The organism is Rhodopseudomonas infernalis (assembly GCF_022271405.1).
Taxonomy (GTDB): domain Bacteria; phylum Pseudomonadota; class Alphaproteobacteria; order Rhizobiales; family Xanthobacteraceae; genus Rhodopseudomonas; species Rhodopseudomonas infernalis.
Genome location: NZ_JAJNAL010000039.1, coordinates 1 through 25885 on the forward strand (window position 1 = coordinate 1; position 25885 = coordinate 25885).

Genomic DNA, 25885 nt, shown 5'->3' on the forward strand with positions numbered 1-25885 from the left:
CCCCCCCCCCGCCCCCCCCCCGGGGGGGGGGTGGGGGGGGGGGGGCCCCCCACGCGGGCACAGTGCTCGTGGCCCCCCACCCCCGACCCCTCCCCGCAAGGGGGATGGGGGAAGAGGCGCCTTGCCTCGGAGCCATCGCATGATCGGCAAGCTCAAGGGCGTCATTGATAGTTACGGCGAGGACTATGTGGTGCTCGACGTCCACGGCGTCGGCTATCAGGTGCATTGCGCCAGCCGCACGCTGCAGGCGCTGCCGTCGCCGGGCGAGGCGGCGACGCTGTCGATCGAGACCTATGTGCGCGAGGACCAGATCAAGCTGTTCGGCTTCCGCACCGATACCGAGCGCGAGTGGTTTCGCCTGCTGCAGACCGTGCAGAGCGTCGGCGCCAAGGTGGCGCTGGCGGTGCTGTCGACGCTGCCGCCGCACGATCTCGCCAATGCCATCGCGCTGCGCGACAAGGCCGCGGTGGCGCGCACGCCCGGCGTCGGGCCGAAGGTCGCCGAGCGCATCGTCACCGAACTGAAGGACAAGGTGCCGGCGCTGAGCAACGTCGACCCCGCGGTGGTGCATCTGTCCGGCGCGATCGACGACAACACCGCGCCGCGCGCGGTGGCGGACGCGATCTCGGCGCTGGTCAATCTCGGCTACGGCCAGCCGCAGGCGGCGGCGGCCGTCGCCGCGGCTTCCCGCGCCGCCGGCGAGGACGCCGCGACCGCGCAACTGATCAAGCTCGGCCTGAAGGAGCTGTCGAAGTGAGTATCACCGACGCCGACCGCGCGCTGATCGCAAGCGCCGTCGAGACGATTACCAAGCGCTACCGCAACGACTGGCAGGAAGTCGGCGCCGCGCTGCTGACGCGCACCGGCCAGCGCTACGTCGCGGTCAATCTCGACGCTTACTTGGGCCGGATGGCGGTGTGCGCCGAAGCGGTCGCGCTGGGGCAGGTGATCACCGAAATCGGCGAAGCCGGCATCGACACCATCGTGGCGGTCCGCCACCCCAAGCCGCACGACACCGACCGCGAAGTCCGCGTCGTCTCCCCCTGCGGCGCCTGCCGCGAACTGATCTGGGACTACGACCGCCACGCCCGCGTGCTGGTGCCCGGCCCGGACGGCGTGGAGGCCGTGGGGATCAGCGAGCTGCTGCCGAACAAATACAGTCGGGAGCGGACGTTGTGAGCAGAGCGTCGATGTTGGCCGTTGCGCTCACCCCCCGCACAGCGCGCTCCCTCTCCCGCTTGCGGGAGAGGGCTGGGGTGAGGGCGACGCGGGCACTGACTCTCCGACCCGTGGAGGGCTCTTCCCCCACCCGGATCGCTGCGCGATCCGACCTCCCCCGCAAGCGGGAGAGGTTGCGCCGTGCCGGTTGGAGCGCGCGCATGCTATCCTCGCGCCATGACTGACCCCTCCCGCCTCGTCACCCCCGAGCGCCGCGGCGATGATCTCGGCGATGCGGCGCTGCGGCCGCAGACTCTGTCCGAGTTCGTCGGCCAGCAGCAGGCGCGCGCCAATCTGCAGGTGTTCATCGACGCCGCCCGCAAGCGCAAGGAAGCGCTCGACCATGTGCTGTTCGTAGGTCCCCCGGGCCTCGGCAAGACCACGCTGGCGCAGATCGTCGCCCGCGAGCTCGGCGTCGGATTTCGCGCCACCTCCGGCCCGGTGATCGCCAAGGCCGGCGATCTCGCGGCGCTGCTGACCAATCTCGAAGAACGCGATGTTCTGTTCATCGACGAGATCCACCGCCTCAGCCCGTCGGTCGAGGAGGTGCTGTATCCGGCGATGGAGGACTTTCAGCTCGATCTGATCATCGGCGAGGGGCCGGCGGCGCGTTCGGTGAAGATCGATCTGTCGAAGTTCACGCTGGTCGGCGCCACCACGCGCGCCGGCCTGCTCACCAATCCGCTGCGCGACCGCTTCGGCATTCCGGTGCGGCTGAATTTCTACACCATCGACGAGCTGGAAAGCATCGTGCGGCGCGGCGCCCGCGTGCTCGGCACGCCGATCACCAATGACGGCGCCAACGAGATCGCCCGCCGCGCCCGCGGCACGCCGCGCATCGCAGGCCGGCTGCTGCGCCGGGTCCGCGACTTCGCCTCGGCGGCCGACGCCGAAGCGATCGACCGCAAGATCGCCGACCACGCGCTGGGCGCACTCGAAGTGGATAGCGCCGGGCTCGACGCGATGGACCGGCGCTACCTCACGACCATCGCGCTGAACTACGGCGGCGGCCCGGTCGGGGTCGAGACCATGGCGGCGGCGCTGTCCGAGCCGCGCGACGCCATCGAGGACATCATCGAGCCGTATCTGATCCAGTGCGGCTACCTGCAGCGCACCCCGCGCGGCCGCCTGCTCACCGACCACGCCTTCCGCCACCTCGGCCTAGCCGCCCCGTCGCGCGAGCCGGGGCAATTCGGGCTGTTTGGCGATGCCGGGGATCCAGAGTAGGCGTGCCGAAAGCAATGAGTAATCCAGTGCCCCACCCCCTCGACGGCGCCATCATCGACAGCGCCCATCACATGCAGGTTCGCGTCTACTACGAGGACACCGACTTCTCCGGCATCGTCTATCACGCCAACTATCTGCGGTTCCTGGAGCGCGGGCGGACCAACTATCTGCGGCTGCTCGGGGCGGCGCAGAGCGAGCTGTTTGCGGAGGCGGAGAGCGAGACGCCGGGGTTCGCGTTCGTGGTGCGGGCGATGCAGCTCGATTTCCTCAAGCCGGCCAAAATGGACGATGTGCTCGAGGTGATCACCCGGCCGATCGAGGTGCGCGGCGCCTCGATCAGCATGCATCAGCAGGTGAAACGCCGTGACGACGTGCTGATCGAGGCCAGGGTCAAGGTCGCCTTCGTCTCCGGCGGCCGGGCACGGCCGATCCCACTACCGCTGCGGGTGGCGATGAAGGCGGACGTGACTTGATCTGCTAGTATTCAGGATCAAAAAATCGCAGGGTCGGAAATCGATGATTTAGTGACCAAGAGATCGGCACCAAGTCGCGCGACCGTATCTTTTACAACGTCCGAGTACCATGCAGGAGCCGATGGCGAGATGCAGACTCTTTCGATCAAAGTGCGGATATCGCACGCAACATCTTGTCCGGAAGGATAAATGGCCTTCGCATTCCTTAAATCTTCGGGCTTCTCAACGCTCTGCAAGAAGCACGCTCGTAGCTCGCGTTCAGGTTCGAAGCTTCTTCGCTTTCGGAAGAATGGATTAAACATGTTGCCTGGTTCGATATGATCTCGGTCATAGTCGATGTACTGTATCGGGCCGATGCAGATACTTCTGGTGTCGTTTTTGATGCTCTCCTTGAGTCTTCCAATTGTTGATTTGATTGCAACCCCGTCTGCGGGGGGTGCATAGACCGACCAAAGAAACGCCGATTCATGTTCATTCATGTTCCAACAGTTGATATAGATTAGGGCCGCGGAATTATCTCCATCTTGTTTCCGCCGTTGCGGATCAAAAAGATACTCGCGTAGCTCGCGCGAGCGGCAAGCTTCCAGCGGAAACCCCGTATATCGCTGCATGAACTCTTCATCCTTTATCAGCGCATTGCACAAATCAAGGTCTGGGCGTGATAGCGTTCCTTCGAACGGGTCTTGTTCGCGAAGCTCCAGCCCCCGACAGAAATAGATGGAAGACTTGGTCAGCAAGCTAAGAAACTTTGCCAAACTCATAAATCTCCAGATTACTGTCTCCTCCGGCGGCAATGTTCCAGCTGATACGTGAGGAAAGTAGGGCACGCGCGCTACCCATTCATTTCTAGTGTTGGCTATGAAGGTTCAATTTATTCCCGCAGGGGAACCGCAACAATCCGCCCATTGGTTAGAAACAAGGTCGCGTTCGTCTCCGGCGGCCGGGCGCGGCCGATCCCACTACCGCTGCGGGTGGCGATGAAGGCGGATGTTAACTGATCCTGTGTGCGGCGGCGCACCGACGCTAGGGCGTCCGGTCGTTTGATGCTACGACAGGGTTCGTTCGCTGTCCCCCCGCGCCAGGATCGCCCATGACTGGTACGATTTCTTCTGGTCCGTTTGCTGCTGGTCCGCTTGCTGCTGATAAGCCTGCTGCTGACAAGCCTGCTGCTGATACGCCCCACCGGATCGTCATTGTCGGCGGCGGCGCTGGCGGCCTCGAGCTCGCCACCGCGCTCGGCGACAAATACGGCGACGCCGGTTCCGTCCGCGTCACGCTGGTCGATCGCAGCCGCACCCACATCTGGAAGCCGCTGCTGCACGCCATCGCGGCCGGCTCGCTACGCCGCTCGCAGCACGAGCTGAACTATCTGGCCCAGGCGCACTGGCATCATTTCCACTACCGGCTGGGCGAGATGAACGGGCTGGATCGCGCCCGCAAGGTGATCAAGCTGGCGCCGGTGATCGACGACGAAGGCCGCGAGATCAATCCGCAAAGCGAACTCGGCTATGACACGCTGATCGTCGCGGTCGGCAGCGTCACCAATGATTTCGGCACGCCCGGCGCCAAGGACTACGCGGTGCCGCTGGAGACGCCGGAGCAGGCGACGCGGTTCAACCGCCGCATGGTCAATGCCTGCCTGCGCGCCCAGCATCAGCACACCCCGATCGAGCCGGGCCAGTTGCACGTCGCCATCATCGGCGCCGGCGCCACCGGCACCGAACTCGCCGCAGAACTCCACCACACCGCGCGAGAAATCATCGCCTACGGGCTCGACAAGATCGATCCCGAGCACGACCTCAAGATTGTGCTGATCGAGGCGGCCGACCGCATCCTGCCGGCGCTGCCGGAGCGGATCTCGCAGGCGACCCTCAAGCTGCTGACCGACCTCGGCGTCGAGGTCCGCACCCGCGCCCGCGTCGCCGAGGTGCTGCCCGACGGCATCAAGCTCGCGGACGGTCAGCACGTCCCGTCCGAACTGGTGGTGTGGGCGGCGGGCGTGCGCGCGCCGGATTTCCTCAAGGACATCGACGGCCTCGAGACCAACCGGATCAATCAGCTGGTGGTGAAACCGACGCTGCAGTCGAGCAGCGACGAGGACGTGTTCGCGCTCGGCGATTGCGCCGCCTGCGCGATCCCCGGCTACGAGAACAACGTGCCGCCGCGCGCCCAGGCGGCGCATCAGGAGGCCGAGTTCCTGCTGGCGCAGATCGAGAAGCGGCTGGCCGGTCAGCCGCTGGGCGAGTTCCGCTATCGCGATCTCGGCTCGCTGGTGTCGCTCGGCAAATATTCCGCGGTCGGCAATCTGATGGGCTCGCTGGTCGGCCGAAGCTTCCTGATCGAGGGCTATTTCGCCCGCTTCATGTATCGCTCGCTGTACAAGATGCACGAAGCCGCTTTGTACGGCCGCGGCCGGACGCTGCTCAGCATGCTGTCCGGCTCGACCCGGCCGACACCGACGGTGAAGCTGCACTGACGGCTGCGGGCCTCGTTCGCGACGGAACAAGAGTGTCCCGCGTGCCGCAGCCGGCGGACTCCGTGTTGTCGCAGGGAGCTGTTCCGCTCCGCGTCGGATAGATTGCGCGGCTCAACAGATGATTCGGGCGAGGAGCGCGGCATGGCGGGCGTAGACATCGGCAAGGAGCCGCGCGTCGAAATTCTCGGGCCGCGTGAACGCGATCTGCGGCTGGATTTTCTGCGCGGCCTCGGTCAGTGGATGATCTTTCTCGATCACATTCCCTACAACGTGATGAGCTGGCTGACGCTGCGCAACTACGGCTTCTGCGATGCCGCCGAGTTCTTCGTCTACATCTCCGGCTATTCGATCGGCTTCGCCTACGGCCCCGCGATCCGCTCCGGCGAGATGGTGGCGGCGATCAAACGGCTGTGGACGCGGGCGGCGCAGCTCTATGTCGCGCACGTCTTCTTGTTCCTGTTCTTCACCGCGCAGATCGCGCGCGCCGCGCGGCGCTTCGACAATCCGATGTACAAGGACGAATTCAACGTCGCGCAGTTTCTCGAAAATCCCGACGTGATGATCCAGCAGGCGCTGCTGCTGAAGTACAAGCCCGTCAACCTCGACGTGCTGCCGCTCTACATCGTGTTCGTGGTGGTGGCGCCGCTGATCCTGTGGGGACTGATGCGGCGCCCGACCGTCACGCTGGTGCTGTCGGGCCTGCTGTATCTGGTGTCGCGCACGGCCGGCTGGAATCTTCCCTCGTTCCCGGATGGTCATTGGTACTTCAACCCGTTCGCCTGGCAGTTCCTGTTCGTGTTCGGCATCTGGTGCGGCTTCGGCAACGGGCCGCAGATCCGCCCCTGGGTGAAGTCGTGGCCGAACCAGACGCTGTCGTGGATCATCGTCGCGGTGGCGTTCGTGATCGCGATGTCGTGGAATTTCGAGGCGCTGTGGGGGCTGGTGCCGGAGGCGGTCGGCAAGGTGATCTATCCGATCGACAAGACCAGCCTGTCGCCGCTGCGGCTGATCCATTTCCTGGCGCTGCTGACGATCGTGGTGAAGCTGCTGCCGCCGGATCTGCCGGCGCTGCGCTCGCGCGCGCTGCATCCGATCATCCTGTGCGGCCAGCGCTCGCTGCCGGTGTTCTGCTTCGGCGTGCTGCTGTCGTTCACCGCGCACTGGATCCTGCGCCAGGTCTCGGGCGGCGTCGCGATGCAGATATTCGTCAGCCTCGCCGGCATCGGCCTGATGATCGGTATCGCCTGGGTCGCCACCTGGTATCGCAGCCTGCCGACGCTGTTCACCGTGCCGGTGACGATGCCGGTCGCGGACGAGCCGGCGAAGCAACCGGGCGAGTCCAAGGCGGAGCAGCCGGAAATCGTCAAGGCGTCGGTCTAGGCCTTGGCTTGACTCGGTGTACCGATCGGTACAATCTTCGCGGCATTCGATCCGCCGTGGAGAAGCCCGATGTCGCGCCCGCCGCTGCCGCCGTTCACCCGCGAGACCGCCGCCCAGAAGGCGCGGATGGCCGAGGACGCCTGGAATTCGCGCGATCCCGTGAAGGTGTCGCTCGCCTACACGCCGGACAGCAGCTGGCGTAACCGCGCGGAATTCTTCCAGGGCCGCGACGCGATCGTCGCCTTCCTCACCCGGAAATGGGAGCGCGAGCACGAGTACCGGCTGATCAAGGACCTGTGGGCTTTCGACCGGAATTTCATCGCGGTGCGCTTCCAGTACGAATGGCACGACGATGCCGGCCAGTGGCATCGCTCCTATGGTAACGAGCAATGGGAGTTCGACGAAGCCGGCCTGATGCGCCGCCGCGAGGCGAGTATCAACGACGTTGCGATCAAAGAGAGCGACCGCCGCTTCCACTGGCCGGCACCGGGGCCACGCCCGGCGGACGTGCCGGGGCTGGCGGCAGAGCCGTTTTGAGCAGTCGCGCTCGATAGATATTAGGAAACGCGGTGAACCAACTCCGTCATGCCCGGGCTCGTCCCGGGCATCCTCGCCTTGCAGACTTCGACCGGGACAGAGGCGTGGATGGCCGGGACAAGCCCGGCCATGACGGGGAGGGGGTGCTTGCGTAGTTGAAGAAACAGTGCCTGTGAAAACGCCGCGCCCAGCTATCACCAAGCCATCCACCGACCGCGCCGCGTTGCTGCCGTTGCTCGGGGAGGTGTTCCGCGCCCACGGCTACGAGGGCGCGTCGCTGGCGCTGATCTCTGAGGCGACCGGGCTCGGCAAGGGCAGCCTGTATCACTTCTTCCCGGGCGGCAAGAAGCAGATGGCCGACGAAGTGCTGGCCGAGATCGACGGCTGGTTCGAAACCCACATCTTCGCGCCGCTGCGCGATCCGCAGGACCCGCGCGCCGCGATTGCCGCGATGCTGGCCGGCGTCGACGATTACTTCCGCTCCGGCGCCCGCGTCTGTCTGGTCGGCGTGCTGGCGCTCGGCCATGCGCGCGACGAATTCGCCGCGCCGGTCAATGATTACTTCGCCCGCTGGCAGGACGCGCTCGCCGCCGCACTGCGCCGCTCCGGCCTGTCGCCCGCGCCCGCACGTCGGCGGGCCGAGGATGCGGTGCTGTCGATCCAGGGCGCTTTGGTGCTCGCCCGCGCCCGCGACGACGCCAAGGTTTTCGGCCGCGCGCTGGCGGAGTTGAAGGCGCGGCTGCTGGCGTAGTCCTCGACCGTCTCTCCCCGCGCAAAGCGCCCCCTCTCCCGCAAGCGGGAGAGGGAGCGCGCTGCGGCCTCGGGCTCGCTCATCGGTTCAAGTCGCGGCGCAATCCATCCCTTACGACGGAACCGAACTGCCTGCCTTGGCCGGCGCAAACTTCTCCGCCATGCTGTCGGGCAACGGCGACACCGTTCGTCTTGCAGTCATGGAGAAGCGCCGCATGCTCTACGCCATCCTTTGCTATCACGACGAAGACTTCGTCGGCTCCTGGAGCCGCGAGGAGGATGCCGCCGTGATGGAGCGGCTGAAGGCCGTCCACGGCAAACTCGCCGCGCAGGGCCAGCTCGGCCCGGTGGCGCGGCTGCTGCCGACCACGGCGGCGACAACGCTGCGCAAGGATTCCGAGCCGCCGCTGGTGATTGACGGCCCGTTCGCCGAGACCAAGGAGCAACTGCTCGGCTTCTACGTGGTCGAATGCGACGATCTCGACGGCGCGCTCGAGGTCGCGCGCGATCTCGGCCGCGCCAATCCGGGCGGCTCCTACGAGATCCGCCCGATCGGCACCTTCATGCCTGGCCCGGCGCAGCCATGACCGATCTCGCCTGGATCGAAACCGCCATCACGGCGGCGCGTCCCCAGGCGATCGGCGCGCTGCTGCGCTATTTCCGCGATCTCGACACCGCCGAGGAAGCGTTTCAGAACGCCTGCCTGCGGGCGCTGAAAGCCTGGCCGCAGAACGGTCCGCCGCGCGACGCCGCGGCGTGGCTGATCATGGTCGGCCGCAACGTCGCGATCGACGATTTGCGCCGCGGCAAGCGGCAGCAGCCGCTGCCCGACGACGACCATGCGATCTCCGACCTCGGCGACGCCGAGACCGAACTGGCGGAGCGGCTCGACGGCTCGCATTATCGCGACGACATCCTGCGGCTGCTGTTCGTCTGCTGCCATCCCGAACTGCCGCCGACCCAGCAGATCGCACTGGCGCTGCGCATTGTCTCCGGCCTCACGGTCCCGCAGATCGCGCGCGCATTCCTGGTGTCGGACGCCGCCATGGAGCAGCGCATCACGCGGGCGAAGGCAAAAGTCGCTCGCGCGGGCGTTCCGTTCGAAACCCCCGGTGCGGTCGAGCGCAGCGAGCGGCTCGGCGCCGTGGCGGCGATGATTTATCTCGTGTTCAACGAGGGCTACTCCGCGGCGGGCGACAGCGCCGGCGTGCGCGCGCCGCTGTGCGAGGAGGCGATCCGGCTGGCGCGGCTGCTGCTGCGGCTGTTTCCGGCCGAGCCGGAGATCATGGGGCTGGCCGCGCTGATGCTGTTGCAGCACGCCCGCGCCGCCGCGCGGTTCGATACGCAGGGCGAGGTGGTGCTGCTGGAAGATCAGGACCGCAGCCGGTGGGCTCCGAAGCTGATCGCCGAAGGGCTGGCGCTGATCGACAAGGCGATGCGCCACCGCCGGCCCGGCGCGTACCAGATTCAGGCGGCAATCGCCGCGCTGCACGCCCGCGCGCCGCGCTTCAAAGACACCGATTGGACGCAGATCGATTTATTGTACGGCTCGCTCGAGATCCTGCAGCCGTCGCCGGTGGTGACGCTCAACCGCGCGGTCGCAGTGTCGAAAGTCCGCGGCCCCGCCGCCGCGCTGGCCATGATCACGCCGCTGGAAGACCGCCTCGTCAATTACTTCCACTACTTCGGCGCCAAGGGCGCCCTGCTGCTCCAGCTCGGCCGCGCCCCCGAGGCCCGGACCGCCTTCGACCGCGCCATCGCGCTGGCGCGCACGCCGGCGGAGGCGAGCCATATTCGGATGCATTTGGATCGGCTCGCGCGGGAGCAGGCGGCAGGGACGTAGTTACTCCGGAAAAGGAGCGAAGCGCAGCGCCCGCGTCGCCCTCACCCCACCCCTCTCCCGCAAGCGGGAGAGGGAGCCCGCCGCGTCGCTGGGCGATCTCGTGCAAACTCGCTCATGTAATTTGGGATAAGCGCCCTCTGGAATCGGTGTCTCTCCCCGCGCACCGCGCGCCCCCTCTCCCGCTTGCGGGAGAGGGTTGGGGTCAGGGCGAGTCGGGCACTACGCCCGCGATCATCCGGACTACCCGTTCCGCCGCTCGCCGCGGAGCGTGGCAAGGCCGATGCCGGCGGCGTCGAAGCCGCCGTCGACGGCGAGGATCTGGCCGGTGATGTAGCTGGAGCGGTCGCTGCACAGGAAGTAGATCGCCTCCGCCAGCTCGGTTTCGAGGCCGTAGCGGCCGAGCGGAATGGCGTCGCGATAATCGGCGCGGATCTCCGGCGAATGCACCGCCTGAGCCATCGCGGTTTCGACCGGGCCGGGCGCCACGCCGTTGACGCGGATGCCGAGCCCGGCGAGTTCGACCGCGCATTGCTTCGTCAGATGCGCGAGGGCGGCTTTGCTGGTGCCGTAGGCCGAGCGGAGCGTCGAGGCGCGCAGTCCCGAGATCGAGGTGACGTTGACGATCGCGCCGCCGCCGGAGTCGCGCATCAGCGGCACCGACGCCTGGATCAGCTTGAACGGCCCCGTCAGGTTGACGTCGATCACCCGCTGCCATTCGGCATGGGTCGTCTCCATCAGCGGCTTGAACACCGCCACGCCGGCATTGTTGACGACCGCGTCGAGCCGGCCGAACCGCTCGCCGATCGCCGCGATGTCGCCGGCGTCCGATGCGGCATCGGCGACGTCGCAATGCAGCGCCAGCGTCCGCTCCGGTGCGGCGAGCTGTTCGATCGCCTGACGCAGCCCGTCATCGTCGTTGTCGAGCAGCGCGACGCGCCAGCCTTCTGCGAGAAAACGGCGCGTGGTGGCGAGGCCGATGCCGCGTGCGGCGCCGGTGACAAGCGCGACTTTGGGCGGAGAGGTGGTCATAAATTGTCCCGTGGGCTGTCGTTGGTGAGCGATCTGGCGATCGCCCGCAGCGTTAGCACAGGCCGCGCGAGGCGAGGTTGCGTTGTTCGGGCGCAGCGGAGAATTTCCTGTCGCGGCCGCCGCATCGCGCAGCAGGCTGGCGGCGTCACTGTCGCGCGGTCCGGCCAGGAACCAGTCGCTGACATCAGGATTACATGAAGCTGAGATAGAAAACCCGACGCGCTACACGTGCCGCGTTCCGACCGGAGATCAGCCATGGACGACGAACTGACGCAGCGTATCCGCCACCGTGCCCGTGAAAAGTGGGAGCTCGCCGGCTACCCCGAGGGCCGTAGCGACGAATTCTGGCTTGAAGCCGAAAAGGAAGTCCGCGGCGAGCAGGACACCTATCAGGAGCTGAAGTCGGACCCCAGCGTCACGACCAACAGCTGATCGATCGCGCAACAAGCGAGTTTTCCAGATCGCTTAGTCTGCTCACGAGTCTATGATGGCCGGGCATGTCCGGCCATCCGCGCCATCGTGTCGGTCATCTGCGTGTCCGTCATCGATGCGTTGCGCCCACGTCCTCACCGCACATAGAACACCACCGAGGCGATCACCAGCAATGCGGCGACCGCCAGCAGATGGGCCATCGCGCGCGAGGCGGCGAGTTTGGTTGCTTCGTCCATTCCATCCTCCCGAGACAGCGTGGACGAAGGCGCAGCAAATCCCCGTCACCCGTCACCTTGCGTGACGTGTGAACTGCCCGCGCAATTGCGCAGTCCGGCCGATCGAGATTGCTACGCTGATACGCCCCGCGACGACGATTCGCTCTTCGCCTGGAGTCCCCACTCCGCGAACATCGACGGATGAACGTTCGTCAATCAATGCGGCGGGAATTTGTCATACGATGCGTCAGCCAGCCGGACGATGCGTGCGCCAGCGTGCGGTCCGTCGGCGCAAATCTCGCACGCTAATCTCGCAGCTACACATGCTGGCTTCACAAGCGAACTTCACAAGCGAACTTCACAAGCTGACCGCACAAACAATCGTGCCGGCAGAATCTCTGCCGGCGCGATCAGTCGTCGTTCGAGAAACGGCGCGCTACAACGACTTGAGATATTCCAGCAGTGCTTTCTTGTCCTCGTCGGACAATTGCGTGCCGAACTCGGGCCCCTCGTGGCCGCAATTGCTGTTACCGGAATTGAGGTTGCTGCAGTCGGTGGTCACCAGCGTGTAGTCGAAATCGGTCTGGTCGGCGGCCAGGCCGACATTCACGGTGTCGTAGGCATTGCCGACCTTGAACTGCTTGGCGCGCTGGTTCGCCGGCTTCAGCAGATCGGCGAGAGTCGGCACCGAGCCGTTGTGCAGGTAGGGCGCGGCGGCCCAGATCCCCCGCATGACTCGCGCCTCATAGGCACCCTGCGGCGGCGGCGCGGCCGCGACCGGCGGGGCCGGAATCCGCAACCCCTGGACCGAGAAATTATCGAGCTGCGGCGGTGGCTGCGGCGTCGCCCCGCGAAACGCGCCGCGCAGATCGCGGAATTGCGGAGAGAGCTGCTGCAATTGCGGCGCGCCGGGTTGAAAGCCCTGCGCAGTCCTGCGTTCCGCCAGCGCGCGGTCCGACAGCGGCGGCTGCGCGGTCGCCACCGGCGCGGTCGTTGCCGCAGTGCCGATCGAGCTCAATCCCTGTTCGAGGATCGAGCCGATCACCGAGGTAGCCAGCATGTTGAAGGCGAGATCGGTTTCCTTCAGCGGCGTAGTCACTCCCGGGATGAAGGCGCCCTGCAGCACGCCGGTTTTCGCCGTCCAGGCGAGGATGTTGTATTCCCTTGTATCGGTGCCGACATTCTGCACCGGCGTCTTCCAGGTCTTGTTGTTGTAAAAACGCGTTTCGCCGGGCTTGATGCCATGGCAATCGGCGCAACTGCCGGAAGCGTTGTAGATCGCCTTGCCCTTGGCGGCGAGACCGCCGTCGAGCAGCCACGGCCATTTCGGCGGGCCGATCTTCTTGACCAGATCCTCGAGCTTGCCGAGGCCGTCGAAATTCGCCGAATTGTTGTTGAGGAAGTTGACGTAGAAGCCGTTATTGGTCGGCTGGAAAATGCCGAACACGCCGTAGACCTCGCCGAGATTGCGCGACAGCGCCAACAGGGCGCTGCCGTTGTCGGAGAAGCCCGGCCACTGCGTCTTGTCCTGGATCGGTGCGTTCCAGAGGAACGGATAGCGGACCGGCGCGTCCGCGACCTTGATGTTGTCGGCGATCATGAAGCTCGGCGGCGGCCCGACATCGAGCCCGGTCAGGCGGTTGAAGATCATGCCGACGGCGTCGAGCCGCGCCGGTCCCCATTGGTGCTTCGGCAGCGCGCGCTGAACCAGCGTGTGATAGCGCGTGTACCACAGGTCGAAGGATTGCCGCAGCGCCAGCACGTCGTTGGGATCAGGCGATGGCGTTCGCAGCACGGTTGCGGCGAACGCCTTGAAGTCGGCGTCGGTCGCCGTCACGCGGCCGGCCGCGGCGTCCAGATCGGTCAGCAAGCTTTGGAAGTCGACGATCGCCGGGCCGCCGTCGATGCGATAGGTCTTGCCTTCGGCGACGATCTGCCTCGTGTGACAGGCCGAGCAGGTCATGCCGACGGTCTCGGCGCCGCCGGCGCCGGAGGTCGAAAACCCGACCGGCAGGTTGTTACTCACCGCCGGGTTCGGCAGATAGCCGTAGCGTGCGAGGCTGCCCTCGAGAAACGGCGCGCCGTCCGGTTGTTTCAAGGCCTTGAGCCAGGCCAGCGGAATCATCCGCGAGCCCTGATCGCGGATGTAGAAATCGGCGCGCTCGGCCGCTGTCCAGTCGCTGCCCTGGTCGACGTAGATCGGGGTCTGCGCCATCGCCGGCGCGGAGAGTGTGAGGATCGCGACGATCGCCGGAAGTGTGCGCGCAATACGCCGAAGCGGAGCCGTCATGGTGTCGCCTCTTGCAAATCGTTTGTTTAAAATTGCAGTGCTTTAGAAGTCTTCGACTGTCGCGCCGAATCTTGCAGGCGTGCAAGCGTCAAATATTGCGTGTGACAAAAGCCGCGACGCTGGTGTGGTAACATCCGGTAGTAATTCGATCGCGGTCGCGGCGTAGTCGCGAAATCTTGAACGCGCGGCGCGCGTCTTGTCACAACGCGAGACGGCGACGCGGTAACAGCTGCGGTGTTTGTTTTCACCGCGCATGTCGGATGGCGTCCGGCCGGATCGTCATTCTCACGCGGGGGGCTGCTATCTGGCGGCCCGGCATCACGCGGGAGGATGACGATGCGTTTCATGGTGATCATGAAGGCAGCACGGGCAGCGAAGCCGGCGTGATGCCGTCGACCGAGATGTTCGCGGCGATGGGCCGCTTCAACGAGGAGATGATCAAGGGTGGCGTGATACATGGTCCGTTCGCGGGCGATCTCGCCGCGGGCTTCTGGCTGATCGAAACCGGATCGCTCGACGAGGCGGTCGGCTGGATCAGACGCGCGCCGTTCGGACCGGGCGATGCGATCGAGATCCGGTGGATCCTGGCCGCGGAGATTTCGGCGAGAGCGTCGGTATTTCATTTCGGCCGCCTGCGGGCGCCGGTAAGGTAGCCCGCCACCGATTTCGCTGGGCAGGTGGCGCCTGCCCCGAGTTTGCCGCAAGACCATCCGCCGGATCGCGGCTGCCACAGGTTTGCCGCATGGTTTTTCGCGCCCGAAATGCCGTTTCTGGACCGCCGGACGGGCGGGGAACCGGGAGCGCAACACGGCGCGATGCCCCGTGACCTTTCGGCCCCTCTCATGTAAAAGCCCTTCACATGAGCTGGCGCAAGGAAGACCGCCGCGCCGAGCGCGGCTATCATCACGGCAATCTGAAGGAAGCACTGCTGCAGGCCGCGCTCGGGCTGATCGCCGAGAAGGGGCCTGCCGGTTTCACTTTCGCCGACGCCGCCCGGATGGCCGGCGTCAGTCCGGCCGCGCCGTATCGGCACTTCCGCGATCGCGACGAATTGCTCTCCAACATCGCCCAGCGCGGCTTCGACCAGTTCGAGCAGGTGCTCGCCAAGGCCTGGGACGACGGCCGTCCCGACACTTTGACCGCGTTCATGCGGGTCGGCCCGGCCTATCTGGCGTTCGCCCGCAACGAGCCGGCCTACTACTCGGCGATGTTCGAATCCGGCGTGCCGGTCGACGCCAATCCGCTGCTGATGGCCTCGTCGGAACGCGCCTTCAACGTCATCCGCGCCGCCGCCGAGCGCCTCGCCGCGCTGACGCCGCCGAATGTCGCGCGGCCGCCGGCGCTGATGATGGCGCTGCATATCTGGTCGATGTCGCATGGCATCGCTTCGTTGTTCGGCCGCGGCGATGCCGCCCGGCGCAAGCTGCCGATGGCGGCCGAAGAACTGCTCGAAGCCGGTGTGCTGATTTATCTGCGCGGTCTCGGGTTTCCTGCCGACCTCCGCTCCCAGCCGGAAAAGCCAACCGAACCAAGGCGTTCTGGCCCGTGGGGCACCGCCCCGTAAGGCGTGCGCTCACCTCGATGTGAGCGACGTGCGCAATTGTCGCCCCGACCGTTTCCCACGTTCGCTTGACAAAACCAGAGAATGAACTAGCTATGTAAATGTTATTTACATTCACACCGGCGCTGCCGGGAATGGAGAGGCTCATGGCCAACGCCGCTGACTACAATCGATGGGGTCCTGCCGAGGCGCGCTACCAGCCGGCGCCACGGTCGTCCTTCAGCCCGGGCTGGATCCTGCTGACGGTGGCCGGCTTCATCGTCTGGTGGCCGATCGGGCTGGCACTTCTCTTCTACACACTCTGGAGCAGAAACATGGGTTGCTGGGATCGCGGTGATCGCTTCTCGAACAAGATGGAGCGGATGCAGTTCAAGATGGAGCGGATGCGCCAGCGCATGGACCGCCACGGCTTCGGCTTCGGCCCGCCGTCCAGCGGCAACCGCGCCTTCGACGAGTACCGGATGGAAACGCTCCGCCGGCTCGAAGAAGAGCAGGTCGAGTTCAAGGACTTCCTCGAGCGTCTGCGCCACGCCAAGGACAAGGAAGAGTTCGACGCCTTCATGGCGCAGCACCGTACCAAGCCGGCGGGTTCGCCCGACGCGCCGCAGCAGGGCTGATCGAGCTACGCAATCAGTGACATCGCCGCCCGCCTGGATCTCAGGCGGGCGGCTTTGTTTTGGCTGCGGCAGAGTTTTGCTCGCGGCAATGTCACACCCGGCGCCGCTGTCTCGTCCTATCATCGTGCAATCGCAGGAGATCACGATGAAGCCCCGCCTCAACCCCGCCACTGCGGCGCCCGCTGCCTACAAGGCGATGGTCGCGCTCGAGACCACGATCAAGGCCAGCGGCCTCGAACCGAGCCTGATCGAACTGGTGAAGATGCGCGCCTCGCAGATCAACGGCTGCGCGTTCTGCCTGGACATGCACAGCAAGGACGCCCGCGCCCATGGCGAAACCGAGCAGCGGCTTTTTCTGCTGAACGCCTGGCGCGAGTCGCTGCTCTACACCGACCGCGAACGCGCCGCGCTCGGCTGGACCGAGGCGCTGACGCTGGTGGCCGAAACGCATGCGCCGGATGCTGACTACGAACTTCTGGCGCAGCAGTTCAGCGGTGCCGAGCAGGCCAATCTCACCTTCCTGATCGGGGCGATCAACGCCTGGAATCGCATCGCGATCGGCTTTCGCTATGTTCACCCGGTCGCCAACGCCCATGCCAAGGCCTCCTGAGCAGATCACTGCCGACGACGCCGCAGCGAGCTTCGCGCCGCTGCGGCCGCGGCTCGTCCGCGTCGCCTATCGGATGCTCGGCTCGGTCGCCGAGGCCGAGGATGTGGTGCAGGACGCGTACTTGCGCTGGCACCGCACCGACCGCGCCGCGGTGCGCGACGCCGCCGGCTTTCTCACCCAGGTCGTGACGCGGCTGTCTCTCGACGTGCTGAAATCGGCGCGGGTCAAGCGCGAAACCTATGTCGGGCCGTGGCTGCCCGAGCCCCTGATCGCGCCGGAGGCCGAGGAGGAGGGCGATGATATCACCCTCACCTTGATGCTGGCGCTGGAGCGACTGTCACCGCTGGAGCGCGCTGCGTTTCTGCTGCACGACGTGTTCGGGCTGCCGTTCGACGACATCGCCCGCACGCTCGACCGCGATCCCGCCGCCTGCCGTCAGCTCGCCACGCGCGCGCGTGGTCACGTCCGCGCCGCGCGGCCGCGCTTTCCGGTGTCCGAAGAGCGTGGTCTGGCCATCGCCGGCGCGTTCTTCGAAGCCTCGCGCAGCGGCGATCTTGCGGGACTGACGGCACTGCTCGCCGACGACGTGGTGTTCACCGGCGATGGCGGCGGCAAGCGGCTCGCCGCGCTCAACCCGATCCACGGCGCGGCACGCGTCCTGCGGTTCCTGGTCGGCGTCGCCCGAAAGAAGCCCGGCACCTCGACGCTGCTCGCGATGCAGTCGATCGATGGCCTGCCCGGATTTCTCTCGCAGGAACGTGATGGGCCACAGACCACGGCGCTGGCGATCGAGGACGGCCGCATCGTCGCGATCTACGTGGTCCGCAATCCCGACAAGCTGCGCCATCTGCGGTTGCCGGCCTCCGGTTCTGCGCCGCTCCACTGAGCAGCTACGCTCTCCGGGCAGTCACAGGCCCGTGCGATCACGGGCATTTTCCTGGAACTGGTAACGCCTTCTTAACCCTGATTAGCGATTGGTTAGGGGCGTCAGGATGCGCTTTCAGCCCTCGTTTTGACACGTTGGCAAGGGATGCAGGGCCCGGCTTCGGACGGGCCCTCCCAATTGACAACTCAAAATTTGGCGGTGGCGCTCTTGCCGGACTGCGGCGCGTGCTGCGCGAACGGAGCCGATGCCGGCTGCGGCCGGACCCTTGCGTGAGAGGATAATCGATCATGAATCCGGCCGACGTTGCCCAGTCAGCCATGCCGATGGTTTCCGCCGACGTCTCGCTGATCGCGCTGTTCTGGCAGGCGCACTGGATCGTCAAGTCGGTGATGCTCGGCCTGATCGGCTGCTCCGTCTGGGTCTGGGCGATCGCGATCGACAAGCTGATTCTCTATTCCCGCACCAAGCGGGCGATGGACCGCTTCGAACAGGCGTTCTGGTCGGGTGAATCCATCGATGATCTCTACCGGACGCTGTCGGCCAAGCCGACGCACTCGATGGCGGCCTGCTTCGTCGCGGCGATGCGCGAGTGGAAGCGCTCGTTCGAGAGCCATTCCCGCTCCTTCGCCGGCCTGCAGATGCGGATCGAGAAGGTGATGAACGTCTCGATCGCCCGCGAGGTCGAGCGGCTGGAGCGCCGCCTGCTGGTGCTGGCGACGGTCGGCTCGGCCGGCCCGTTCGTCGGCCTGTTCGGCACCGTCTGGGGCATCATGTCGAGCTTCCAGTCGATCGCCGCCTCGAAGAACACGTCGCTGGCGGTGGTCGCGCCGGGCATCGCCGAGGCGCTGTTCGCCACCGCGGTCGGCCTGATCGCCGCCATTCCGGCGACAATTTTCTATAACAAGTTCACATCCGAGGTGAATCGCCAGACCCAGCGGCTGGAGGGTTTCGCCGACGAGTTCTCGGCCATCCTGTCGCGTCAGATCGACGAGCGCGCATGATCCAGGCAGGTGAGCGCAAGGTGAGCATCCGACCATGGGGATGAACGTAGCTGCGGGCGGCGGCGGACGTCGCGGCAGTCGCAAGCGTCCGGTGATGGCGGAGATCAACGTCACCCCGATGGTCGACGTGATGCTGGTGCTGCTGATCATCTTCATGGTCGCGGCGCCGATGCTCACCACCTCGATCGACATCGACCTGCCGACCGCGCGCGGCGGCGCGCAGATCCAGTCGAACTCGCCGCCGCTGACGCTATCGGTGAAGCGCACCGGCGGCGCCTGCAACTCGCAGGTCGAGATGTATGTCGGCGACAGCGCGGTGCCGTCGGCCGAGCTGGACGCCAAGATCAAGGCGATCCGGGCGACGCGCTCGGACACCGACAACGTCATCTATCTCAGGGGTGACAAGGACGTCTGCTACACGGACATGATGAAGCTGCTCGGCCAGATCAAGGCGGCCGGCTTCAAGCCGAACATCGTGATTCTGCCGGAGCAGGGCTCCTGAACCGGGAAGGCGACGACCGACACTGAGGATGGAGCAGGAATTCTGAAGGTGAAGATCGACAAGACATTGGTGGCCTCGGTGGCGTTGCACGTCCTCGTGCTCGGCTGGGCCATGCTGTCTTTTTCGTCGAAGGCCTTCGAACTCGAGCCGCAAGAGTCCGTTGCGGTCGATACGATCTCTGAAGATCAGCTCGCCAAGGTGATGGCCGGCATGAAGACCGGCAAGAAGGAAAACCCCAAGCCGCTGGTCGAGAAGGTCGCCGAAGCCAAGCCGATGGACGACGCCGTCGGCAAGATCGACGACAAGAAGCCGCCGGTGGTTACCGACACCGCGCCGCCGCCCCAGCCCAAGCCCGACAAGCCGGTCGAGAAGAAGCCCGATCCGCCGAAGCCGGTGGTGAAGGAAGAGCCCAAGAAAGAAGAGCCGAAGAAGGCTGAGAAGAAGCCCGAGCCGAAGGAAGAGACCAAGAAGGCCGAAAAGCCGGAGCCCGATCCCAAGGTCGATCCGATCGCCGAGGCGCTGAAGAAGGAAGAGAAGAAGAAGCCGACGCCGCCGAAGCCGCATGCGGAGGCGGCCGCCAAGCCGCCGGAGCCGACCAAGAAGGCCGAGCGGGTGTTCGATCAGTCCAAGATCGCTGCGCTGCTCGACAAGCGCGACCCGACGCGCCAGTCGGCGACCGGCGACGCGCTGAATTCGAATGCGGCGCTCGGTCTGGCCAAGGGCAAGTCGGCAGACAACTCCGCGACCTGGGGCGCGATGTTCAAGGAGCAGGTGCTGCGTTGCTGGAAGAAGCCGTATGGCGGCCTCGACGCCCAGCGCGTCGAAGCGGAATTCAGCATCCGGCTGAAGCAGGACGGCACGCTGGAAGCCATGCCCGTGGCGGTGTCATCGCCGGCGAGCGCGTATCAGCGGGTGTTCCAGGAAAGCGGGCTGCGTGCCATCATCGAATGCGCGCCCTATCGGTTGCCACCCGGTTTCTTCGGGGAATGGCGTTATTTCAACCCTGTGTTTGATAGCAGAGACCTGTAACTCTGCGCTGAGGCTAAGCAACGATGTCAGATTCACGAAAGCCGATCGCCGCGCCATTCGTCATCGGACGGCGGCAAGTTCTGTCCGGCTTGGCGGCGACCGGTCTGGTCGCGGCCGGCGCCGGTCGCGCCTTCGGCCAGGCGCGCGTCACCGTGACGGGCGGCGACGTTGCGCCGCTGCCGATCGCGATCCCGAATTTCATCGCCGGCACGCCGTCCGACACCGAAGTCGGCAACGGCGTCAGCCAGGTGATCACCAACAATCTGAAGCGTAGCGGGCTGTTCGCTCCGATCGATCAGGCTGCCTTCCTCGAAAAGATCGCCAACATCGACGTGCCGCCGCAGTTCAAAAGCTGGAGCAGCATCAACGCCCAGGCGCTGGTGACCGGCCGGATGACGCGGCAGTCGGACGGCCGGCTCAAGGCCGAATTCCGGCTTTGGGACGTCGCCACCGGTCAGCAGCTCGCCGGCCAGCAGTACTTCACCTCGCCGGAATACTGGCGGCGCATCGCCCACATCATCTCGGACCAGATCTACGAACGCCTCACCGGCGAAAAGGGCTATTTCGACAGTCGCGTGGTGTTCATCGACGAAAGCGGTCCTGCCGAACGCAGGGTCAAGCGACTGGCGCTGATGGATCAGGACGGCGCCAATGTGCGCTACCTGACCCGCGGCGCCGATCTGGTTCTGACGCCGCGGTTCTCGCCGTCGACGCAGGAAATCACCTATATGGAGTTCGGCCAGGGCGACCCGCGGGTGTATCTGTTCAACATCGAGACCGGACAGCGCGAGATCGTCGGCAACTTCCCCGGCATGTCGTTTGCGCCGCGCTTCTCCCCGGACGGCCAGCGCATCATCATGAGCCTGCAGCAGGGTGGCAACTCCAACCTGTTCGTGATGGATCTGCGCTCCAAATCGACCACGCGGCTGACCGACACGCCGGCGATCGACACGTCGCCGTCCTACGCGCCGGACGGCAGCCGGCTCTGCTTCGAGTCCGATCGCGGCGGCAAGCCGCAGATCTACGTGATGCCGGCCAATGGCGGGCAGGCGCAGCGGATCTCGTTCGGCGACGGCAGCTACTCGACGCCGGTCTGGTCGCCGCGCGGTGACTACATCGCCTTCACCAAGATGGGCGGCGGTCAGTTCGCGATCGGCATCATGAAGCCGGACGGTTCCGGCGAGCGCATTCTGACCTCCGGGTTCCACAACGAAGGCCCGACCTTCGCGCCGAACGGCCGGGTGCTGATGTTCTTCCGCGATCCGGGCGGCAAGGCCGGGCCGTCGCTGTTTACGGTCGACGTCTCGGGCCGCAATGAGCTGCGGGTTCCGACGCCGGGCTACGCCTCCGACCCGGCCTGGTCACCGCTGCTGTCGTAGTTAACAAAATCCTAGCGGGGGGCTGGCCGTCGCCGATCTTCGGCGTCGGATAGCGATCTCTTGCGTTGTTTCGATCGAATAATCGAACAACAGCTTGCTCTGCCCGAGTCATTACAACGATCCGCTAAGGATATTCCCTCAGTATTAGTTCATTGAGAACAAGTAAACATGCCTTCGAACAGAGGCAAATGAGTGCGAATTCAGCTGGCTAAATCCGGTCGAACCACCGAGCAGGAGATGTCGCGGTCGATTTACGCCGCGCTCGTGGACTCGCTGTTCCAGAATCCTGCACCGATGTTCGCCGGGGCCTTGAGTGCGGCAGTGGCCGCGACCATGACCGCGCTGAAGACGGGCAATCATCTCTTGTGGGTGTGCGCCGCCCTGCTGATCGCCACCGGTGCGTTGCGTTCGCTCGATATGCGGGCTTATCAGCGCCGCAAGGAAGCGCTGACGTTCAAGGATGTCGAGGCGTGGGAAGTCCGCTATCAGATCGGCGCCATGCTCTATGCCGGCGTGCTGGGCGTCTGGTGCGTCATTGCGCTGATCGCGACGGACGACACCGTGGCTCATATGATCTGCGTGTGCGTCACCCTCAGCTACATGGCTGCGGGAGCCGGCCGAACCTACGGCCGGCCGTGGATATTCCATCTGCAGATCCTGCTGGCATGCGGCTCGATGTCTGCGGCGCTCGCATGGCACGGCAATATCTACTATTGCGGTCTGGCGCTGCTCAACGTCATCTTCTTCATCGGCGTCAAGCACATCACCACCAGCCTGCAGCAGATCTTCGTTCGGGCTCTGCTCGGCCGTGAACGCGAATCGGCATTGGCCGCCCAGTTCGACACTGCGCTCAACAACATGCCGCACGGGCTGTGCATGTTCAGCGCGCGCGGTCAGCTCGCGGTGATGAACCGCCGCTTCGCCGACATGATGAAACTCAAGGAGTCGCTGGTCGAAGGCGCGCCCAGCGCGACCGAGATCGTCGCATCCTGCGTGACCACCGGCGCGATCTCGGCGTCGAGCGGCCGCCTGATCCTGTCGGAGATCGATAACTCGCTCGCCGGAGAAATCGTCACGGTCGGCGACGAAGCCAGTCCGCGTTCGCTGTCCTGGACGTTCCAGCCGATGGCCGGGGGCGGCACGGTCGTGCTGGTCGAGGACATCACCGAACGGCGTAACGCAGAAGCGCGCATCCTGCATTTGGCCCGCTACGACGAACTGACTGCGCTGCCGAACCGCGTGAACTTCCGCGACGAGATCGAACGCATCTTGGCGTTGCAATCATCGGACCGGTCCGCGCTGTCGGCCCTGCTGTTCATCGACCTCGACCAGTTCAAGCAGGTCAACGATACGCTCGGCCATCCCTGCGGCGATCGGCTGCTCTGCTCGGTCGCCGACCGGCTGCGCGACATGCTGCGGCCGGAAGATTTCGTCGCCCGCTTCGGCGGCGACGAGTTCGTGGTGTTCCAGCAGAACGTGCGCTCCAACGAGGACGCCGCGGTTCTGGCGCGCCGAATCGTAGACCGCCTCAGCGATCGCTATCTGATCGACCACCACGTCGTCGAAATCGGCGCGTCGATCGGCATCGCGATGACCACCCCGGGCGTGCGCGCCGATATCCTGCTGAAGAACGCCGATATGGCGCTGTACCGCGCCAAGGCAGACGGCCGCGGCACCTATTGCTTCTTCCGCGACGAGATGGCCCACACGGTCGAGGCGCGGCGTATCCTCGAGCTCGATCTCCGCAAGGCGCTCGCCAACGAGGAGTTCGAACTCTACTACCAGCCGCTGGTCAATCTGAAGACCGGCCGGATCACCACCTGCGAAGCGTTGCTGCGCTGGAATCACCCGGTTCGCGGCACTGTTTCGCCGGTCGACATCATTCCGGTGGCGGAGGAGATCGGGCTGATCGTCGATCTCGGCCGATGGATTCTGCGCAAAGCATGCATGGAATGCATGATGTGGCCCGAGCATGTCAGCGTCGCGGTGAATTTCTCGTCGCAGCAATTTCATCAGCGCGACGTGCTCAACGAGGTGCGTTATGCGCTGGAGGTGTCCGGCCTGCCGTCGACTCGGCTGGAGATCGAGATCACCGAATCGTCGCTGCTCCGGAACACCCAGTTCACCCATGACGCGCTCGAGCAGCTCCACGCCGAGGGTGTCCGGATCTCGCTGGACGATTTCGGTACCGGCTATTCGAGCTTGAGCTATCTGCACAATTTCCCGCTGCAGAAGGTCAAGATCGATCGTTCCTTCCTCGAAGGCATCGACACCGACCGGCCCCTCACGCTGCTTCGCGGCGTTGCGCGGCTGAGTGCCGACCTCGGCATGGCGGTGGTGGTGGAGGGGATCGAAACCAACGAGCAGCTCGAGCGTATCAGTGCCGATGGCACAGTGACCGAAGGTCAGGGTTATCTGTTCAGCCGTCCGGTGCCAGCCGCGCGGATCCGACAATTACTCGTCGCCTCGCACAAGCGTCGGCCCAACGACGGCGATAAATTGGTCCTGCCGTTCCGGTCGATCGCCTAACCTCCGTCGCTTAGCAACCCCTCCTTGGTGTCGTCGTGTCGCCGCAACCGCAAGGTATGCATTGCGATGGGTTAACCCTAATAGTTCTACTGCTTTGCTCCTGTATTAGTAGTTTGTTAACCTCTTAAAGTCGTTATCCGGAGTTGAGGTGCATTAAATGAGCTCCGTTCACCAACAGACGAAGGTTCCCGGGGTGTCATCCCCTCGGGGCCATGAGTTGCTAGATCGCATCGACTATCGCCTGGCGGACACGCCCGCCGCGAAGGAAGCGATCTACCAGCTGCGCTATCGTGCCTACCTTGACGAAGGCGCGATCGAGCCGAATGCAGACGGCCGCGTCACCGACGCGCACGACGACATGCCCAACTCCTGGGTGTTCGGGGTTCACGTCGACGGCGTGCTGTCCGGATCGATCCGTATCAGCGTTGCAACGCCGGCAATGCCGACGTCGCCGTCGGTCGACGTGTTTTCGGATGTCCTCGGGCCGGAACTTCAGAACGGCAAGGTGATCGTCGATCCGACCCGGTTCGTTGCCGATCCCGATCGGATTCAGCGTATTCCCGAGCTGCCCTATGTGACGGTGCGGCTCGGCTACGTCGCCTGCTGCTACTTCGACGCCGACATCGGTCTTGCCACGGTCAGGGCCGAGCACCAGGCGTTTTATCGCCGTGTCTTCCTGCAGAAGCCGCTATGCGAGCCGCGGTTGTTTCCGGGGTTGTTGAAGCCGGTCGGGCTGATGGCGGCTGACTATCGTGAGATCCGCGAGCGGGTCTACGCGCGCTTCCCATTCATGCGTTCCAGTGCATTCGAGCGACGGATGTTGTTCGGGCGGGCGGCCGACGCGCCAACGCTGCGCGCTGCGGATGCGCCCAACATGGCCCCGGCGAAATCGTCCGAATGCTACATCTGACGATCGAGTAGCGACGCCCCGCAGATGTCAGGATGCCCTGAAGAGCCGCCGGCCTCCCGGCGGCCTTCTGCTATTTGAAGTCGCCTTTTCGGATCTTGAGACGAATGGCACGGGCCGCAGCCGCGACGTCGCTTCTTCAAAGTCGGAAAACGGGCCATTTGGGCGCTCGGCTTCACCTTGGCGCCATATTTGCACCCCATTAACCATCGCGATTGCTTTTATCCGGTCGGGGGCATTTGATCGGAGCAGGCAACGTCTCATCAAGGTTGACGGAACGTTCGCTTAACCATCGCCCTGTAGACCGGATGACAGTCCGAATATCGCGAGCGTGGAGGCTCCGGAATGACACATCAAAAGCGAATCCTCCAGGGGATGAAGTTGGCCGCGGTGCTCGCGGTGGCCCTGTCGATGGGCGCTTGCGCGAACAACAAGACCGGGATGGGTGCCGACGGGGCTATGGCCAGCGCGGCGAGTCCGGGGAGCCAGCAGGATTTCGTCGTCAACGTCGGTGACCGCGTGTTCTTCGAAAGCGACCAGACCGACCTGTCGCCGCAGGCGATCGCGACGCTCGAGAAGCAGGCCCAGTGGCTGCAGACCTACAATCGGTACTCCTTCACGATCGAAGGCCATGCCGACGAGCGCGGCACCCGCGAATACAACATCGCTCTCGGTGCTCGGCGCGCCCAATCGGTCCGTAACTATCTCGCCTCGCGGGGCATCGATGCCTCGCGGATGCGAACGATCTCCTACGGCAAGGAGCGCCCGGTCGCGGTCTGTAACGACATCTCGTGCTGGTCGCAGAATCGCCGGGCCGTCACCGTGCTGAACGCCGGCGCCTGAGCCCGTCTCGCCATAGATCCAGCGGACGGCGCCTTCGGGCGCCGTTTTCGTTTGCGGAGCTCGTCTCCGTTCCGACGCCCTGCGACCTTCGCACGTCGCCGTAGTCACATTTTAGGCGTAGTCCGGCGGTCAATCCGGCGCTACTAATCTG

The 25885-nt window shown here is 65.2% G+C and carries 26 protein-coding genes and 1 pseudogene; 24 read left to right on the forward strand and 3 right to left on the reverse strand.

The window, feature by feature from the left end; all coding sequences use genetic code 11:
* The first annotated feature begins 139 nt into the window (after nucleotides 1–139).
* The 4 genes from ruvA (at nucleotide 140) to ybgC (ending at nucleotide 2918) form a co-directional block, all read left to right on the forward strand.
* Nucleotides 140–757, forward strand: a complete 618-nt coding sequence (gene ruvA / locus LPW26_RS20760; protein ID WP_238737533.1) for a Holliday junction branch migration protein RuvA — start codon at nucleotides 140–142, stop codon at nucleotides 755–757.
* The gene (locus LPW26_RS20765; RefSeq protein WP_238737534.1) at nucleotides 754–1179 is read left to right on the forward strand and encodes a cytidine deaminase; all 426 of its coding nucleotides are present in this window, start codon (nucleotides 754–756) and stop codon (nucleotides 1177–1179) included. Before ruvA ends, LPW26_RS20765 begins: the two co-directional genes overlap by 4 nt.
* Nucleotides 1180–1395: 216 nt before the next feature.
* Nucleotides 1396–2445 (forward strand): Holliday junction branch migration DNA helicase RuvB, encoded by a 1050-nt coding sequence (gene ruvB / locus LPW26_RS20770; RefSeq protein ID WP_238737535.1) that lies wholly within the window; start codon nucleotides 1396–1398, stop codon nucleotides 2443–2445.
* A gap of 14 nt (nucleotides 2446–2459) precedes the next feature.
* Complete coding sequence (gene ybgC, locus LPW26_RS20775; protein ID WP_238737536.1) at nucleotides 2460–2918, forward strand: tol-pal system-associated acyl-CoA thioesterase; 459 nt, start codon at nucleotides 2460–2462, stop codon at nucleotides 2916–2918.
* 17 nt (nucleotides 2919–2935) lie between these two features.
* On the opposite strand, the gene LPW26_RS20780 is transcribed toward ybgC, so the two are convergent.
* Nucleotides 2936–3679: a hypothetical protein gene (locus LPW26_RS20780; protein WP_238737537.1), complete on the reverse strand. Its 744-nt coding sequence runs from the start codon at nucleotides 3677–3679 to the stop codon at nucleotides 2936–2938.
* 156 nt (nucleotides 3680–3835) lie between these two features.
* Here LPW26_RS20780 and LPW26_RS20785 point away from each other — a divergent pair.
* From LPW26_RS20785 to LPW26_RS20815, 7 genes and pseudogenes are all read left to right on the forward strand, one after another.
* A pseudogene (locus LPW26_RS20785) lies at nucleotides 3836–3916 on the forward strand (4-hydroxybenzoyl-CoA thioesterase); the annotation flags it as partial.
* Nucleotides 3917–4008: 92 nt separating this feature from the next.
* Entirely contained in the window at nucleotides 4009–5394 is a 1386-nt protein-coding gene (locus LPW26_RS20790) for an NAD(P)/FAD-dependent oxidoreductase (protein WP_238737538.1), read from the forward strand.
* Between the two features lie 141 nt (nucleotides 5395–5535).
* A complete protein-coding gene (locus tag LPW26_RS20795) occupies nucleotides 5536–6774 on the forward strand; it encodes an OpgC domain-containing protein (RefSeq protein ID WP_238737539.1) in 1239 nt (412 codons plus the stop codon).
* Nucleotides 6775–6843: 69 nt separating this feature from the next.
* Nucleotides 6844–7311, forward strand: a complete 468-nt coding sequence (locus tag LPW26_RS20800) for a nuclear transport factor 2 family protein (RefSeq protein WP_238737540.1) — start codon at nucleotides 6844–6846, stop codon at nucleotides 7309–7311.
* Nucleotides 7312–7504: 193 nt separating this feature from the next.
* Complete coding sequence (locus LPW26_RS20805; protein ID WP_238737573.1) at nucleotides 7505–8062, forward strand: TetR/AcrR family transcriptional regulator; 558 nt, start codon at nucleotides 7505–7507, stop codon at nucleotides 8060–8062.
* Between the two features lie 214 nt (nucleotides 8063–8276).
* On the forward strand, nucleotides 8277–8648 hold the full coding sequence (locus LPW26_RS20810) for a YciI family protein (RefSeq protein ID WP_238737574.1): 372 nt from the start codon (nucleotides 8277–8279) through the stop codon (nucleotides 8646–8648).
* Nucleotides 8645–9904: an RNA polymerase sigma factor gene (locus tag LPW26_RS20815; RefSeq protein WP_238737541.1), complete on the forward strand. Its 1260-nt coding sequence runs from the start codon at nucleotides 8645–8647 to the stop codon at nucleotides 9902–9904. The genes LPW26_RS20810 and LPW26_RS20815 overlap by 4 nt, the downstream gene beginning before the upstream one ends.
* A gap of 240 nt (nucleotides 9905–10144) precedes the next feature.
* On the opposite strand, the gene LPW26_RS20820 is transcribed toward LPW26_RS20815, so the two are convergent.
* Nucleotides 10145–10933 carry an SDR family NAD(P)-dependent oxidoreductase gene (locus tag LPW26_RS20820; protein ID WP_238737542.1) on the reverse strand — a complete coding sequence of 263 codons (789 nt, stop codon included), beginning with the start codon at nucleotides 10931–10933 and terminating at the stop codon, nucleotides 10145–10147.
* 255 nt (nucleotides 10934–11188) lie between these two features.
* Between LPW26_RS20820 and LPW26_RS20825 the strand changes: the two genes are divergently transcribed.
* Nucleotides 11189–11365, forward strand: a complete 177-nt coding sequence (locus LPW26_RS20825) for a DUF2934 domain-containing protein (RefSeq protein ID WP_238737543.1) — start codon at nucleotides 11189–11191, stop codon at nucleotides 11363–11365.
* 651 nt (nucleotides 11366–12016) lie between these two features.
* Here the strand turns inward: LPW26_RS20825 and LPW26_RS20830 are convergent.
* Nucleotides 12017–13870 (reverse strand): di-heme-cytochrome C peroxidase, encoded by a 1854-nt coding sequence (locus tag LPW26_RS20830; RefSeq protein WP_238737544.1) that lies wholly within the window; start codon nucleotides 13868–13870, stop codon nucleotides 12017–12019.
* A gap of 260 nt (nucleotides 13871–14130) precedes the next feature.
* On the opposite strand from LPW26_RS20830, the gene LPW26_RS20835 reads away from it, so the two are divergent.
* The 12 genes from LPW26_RS20835 (at nucleotide 14131) to pal (ending at nucleotide 25734) form a co-directional block, all read left to right on the forward strand.
* Nucleotides 14131–14523 (forward strand): YciI family protein, encoded by a 393-nt coding sequence (locus LPW26_RS20835; protein ID WP_238737545.1) that lies wholly within the window; start codon nucleotides 14131–14133, stop codon nucleotides 14521–14523.
* Nucleotides 14524–14729: 206 nt separating this feature from the next.
* The gene (locus tag LPW26_RS20840; protein ID WP_238737546.1) at nucleotides 14730–15434 is read left to right on the forward strand and encodes a TetR/AcrR family transcriptional regulator; all 705 of its coding nucleotides are present in this window, start codon (nucleotides 14730–14732) and stop codon (nucleotides 15432–15434) included.
* A 143-nt stretch (nucleotides 15435–15577) separates the two neighbouring features.
* On the forward strand, nucleotides 15578–16048 hold the full coding sequence (locus LPW26_RS20845; protein ID WP_238737547.1) for a DUF2852 domain-containing protein: 471 nt from the start codon (nucleotides 15578–15580) through the stop codon (nucleotides 16046–16048).
* Between the two features lie 145 nt (nucleotides 16049–16193).
* Complete coding sequence (locus LPW26_RS20850; protein ID WP_238737548.1) at nucleotides 16194–16658, forward strand: carboxymuconolactone decarboxylase family protein; 465 nt, start codon at nucleotides 16194–16196, stop codon at nucleotides 16656–16658.
* Nucleotides 16642–17544, forward strand: coding sequence for a sigma-70 family RNA polymerase sigma factor (locus LPW26_RS20855; RefSeq protein WP_238737549.1), 903 nt, complete (start codon nucleotides 16642–16644; stop codon nucleotides 17542–17544). Before LPW26_RS20850 ends, LPW26_RS20855 begins: the two co-directional genes overlap by 17 nt.
* A 287-nt stretch (nucleotides 17545–17831) precedes the next feature.
* Nucleotides 17832–18545, forward strand: a complete 714-nt coding sequence (gene tolQ / locus LPW26_RS20860; protein ID WP_238737550.1) for a protein TolQ — start codon at nucleotides 17832–17834, stop codon at nucleotides 18543–18545.
* A 34-nt stretch (nucleotides 18546–18579) separates the two neighbouring features.
* The gene (locus LPW26_RS20865; protein ID WP_238737551.1) at nucleotides 18580–19047 is read left to right on the forward strand and encodes an ExbD/TolR family protein; all 468 of its coding nucleotides are present in this window, start codon (nucleotides 18580–18582) and stop codon (nucleotides 19045–19047) included.
* A 48-nt stretch (nucleotides 19048–19095) separates the two neighbouring features.
* A complete protein-coding gene (locus tag LPW26_RS20870) occupies nucleotides 19096–20076 on the forward strand; it encodes a cell envelope integrity protein TolA (RefSeq protein WP_238737552.1) in 981 nt (326 codons plus the stop codon).
* 23 nt (nucleotides 20077–20099) lie between these two features.
* Nucleotides 20100–21455, forward strand: coding sequence for a Tol-Pal system beta propeller repeat protein TolB (gene tolB / locus LPW26_RS20875; protein WP_238737553.1), 1356 nt, complete (start codon nucleotides 20100–20102; stop codon nucleotides 21453–21455).
* Nucleotides 21456–21653: 198 nt separating this feature from the next.
* Nucleotides 21654–23984, forward strand: a complete 2331-nt coding sequence (locus LPW26_RS20880; protein WP_406678029.1) for a putative bifunctional diguanylate cyclase/phosphodiesterase — start codon at nucleotides 21654–21656, stop codon at nucleotides 23982–23984.
* Nucleotides 23985–24141: 157 nt separating this feature from the next.
* On the forward strand, nucleotides 24142–24894 hold the full coding sequence (locus tag LPW26_RS20885) for an N-acyl amino acid synthase FeeM domain-containing protein (protein ID WP_238737555.1): 753 nt from the start codon (nucleotides 24142–24144) through the stop codon (nucleotides 24892–24894).
* Nucleotides 24895–25236: 342 nt separating this feature from the next.
* Nucleotides 25237–25734, forward strand: a complete 498-nt coding sequence (gene pal, locus LPW26_RS20890) for a peptidoglycan-associated lipoprotein Pal (protein ID WP_238737556.1) — start codon at nucleotides 25237–25239, stop codon at nucleotides 25732–25734.
* Nucleotides 25735–25885: the final 151 nt, after the last annotated feature.

Bases quoted from the DNA above. Each gene is read 5' to 3' on its own strand.
- ruvA (WP_238737533.1), top strand. From the start codon at position 140: ATGATCGGCAAGCTCAAGGGCGTCATTGATAGTTACGGCGAGGACTAT.
- ruvB (WP_238737535.1), top strand. From the start codon at position 1,396: ATGACTGACCCCTCCCGCCTCGTCACCCCCGAGCGCCGCGGCGATGAT.
- ybgC (WP_238737536.1), top strand. From the start codon at position 2,460: ATGAGTAATCCAGTGCCCCACCCCCTCGACGGCGCCATCATCGACAGC.
- LPW26_RS20780 (WP_238737537.1), bottom strand. From the start codon at position 3,679: ATGAGTTTGGCAAAGTTTCTTAGCTTGCTGACCAAGTCTTCCATCTAT.
- LPW26_RS20790 (WP_238737538.1), top strand. From the start codon at position 4,009: ATGACTGGTACGATTTCTTCTGGTCCGTTTGCTGCTGGTCCGCTTGCT.
- LPW26_RS20795 (WP_238737539.1), top strand. From the start codon at position 5,536: ATGGCGGGCGTAGACATCGGCAAGGAGCCGCGCGTCGAAATTCTCGGG.
- LPW26_RS20800 (WP_238737540.1), top strand. From the start codon at position 6,844: ATGTCGCGCCCGCCGCTGCCGCCGTTCACCCGCGAGACCGCCGCCCAG.
- LPW26_RS20810 (WP_238737574.1), top strand. From the start codon at position 8,277: ATGCTCTACGCCATCCTTTGCTATCACGACGAAGACTTCGTCGGCTCC.
- LPW26_RS20815 (WP_238737541.1), top strand. From the start codon at position 8,645: ATGACCGATCTCGCCTGGATCGAAACCGCCATCACGGCGGCGCGTCCC.
- LPW26_RS20820 (WP_238737542.1), bottom strand. From the start codon at position 10,933: ATGACCACCTCTCCGCCCAAAGTCGCGCTTGTCACCGGCGCCGCACGC.
- LPW26_RS20825 (WP_238737543.1), top strand. From the start codon at position 11,189: ATGGACGACGAACTGACGCAGCGTATCCGCCACCGTGCCCGTGAAAAG.
- LPW26_RS20830 (WP_238737544.1), bottom strand. From the start codon at position 13,870: ATGACGGCTCCGCTTCGGCGTATTGCGCGCACACTTCCGGCGATCGTC.
- LPW26_RS20835 (WP_238737545.1), top strand. From the start codon at position 14,131: ATGGCGTCCGGCCGGATCGTCATTCTCACGCGGGGGGCTGCTATCTGG.
- LPW26_RS20840 (WP_238737546.1), top strand. From the start codon at position 14,730: ATGAGCTGGCGCAAGGAAGACCGCCGCGCCGAGCGCGGCTATCATCAC.
- LPW26_RS20845 (WP_238737547.1), top strand. From the start codon at position 15,578: ATGGCCAACGCCGCTGACTACAATCGATGGGGTCCTGCCGAGGCGCGC.
- LPW26_RS20850 (WP_238737548.1), top strand. From the start codon at position 16,194: ATGAAGCCCCGCCTCAACCCCGCCACTGCGGCGCCCGCTGCCTACAAG.
- LPW26_RS20855 (WP_238737549.1), top strand. From the start codon at position 16,642: ATGCCAAGGCCTCCTGAGCAGATCACTGCCGACGACGCCGCAGCGAGC.
- tolQ (WP_238737550.1), top strand. From the start codon at position 17,832: ATGAATCCGGCCGACGTTGCCCAGTCAGCCATGCCGATGGTTTCCGCC.
- LPW26_RS20865 (WP_238737551.1), top strand. From the start codon at position 18,580: ATGGGGATGAACGTAGCTGCGGGCGGCGGCGGACGTCGCGGCAGTCGC.
- tolB (WP_238737553.1), top strand. From the start codon at position 20,100: ATGTCAGATTCACGAAAGCCGATCGCCGCGCCATTCGTCATCGGACGG.
- LPW26_RS20885 (WP_238737555.1), top strand. From the start codon at position 24,142: ATGAGCTCCGTTCACCAACAGACGAAGGTTCCCGGGGTGTCATCCCCT.
- pal (WP_238737556.1), top strand. From the start codon at position 25,237: ATGACACATCAAAAGCGAATCCTCCAGGGGATGAAGTTGGCCGCGGTG.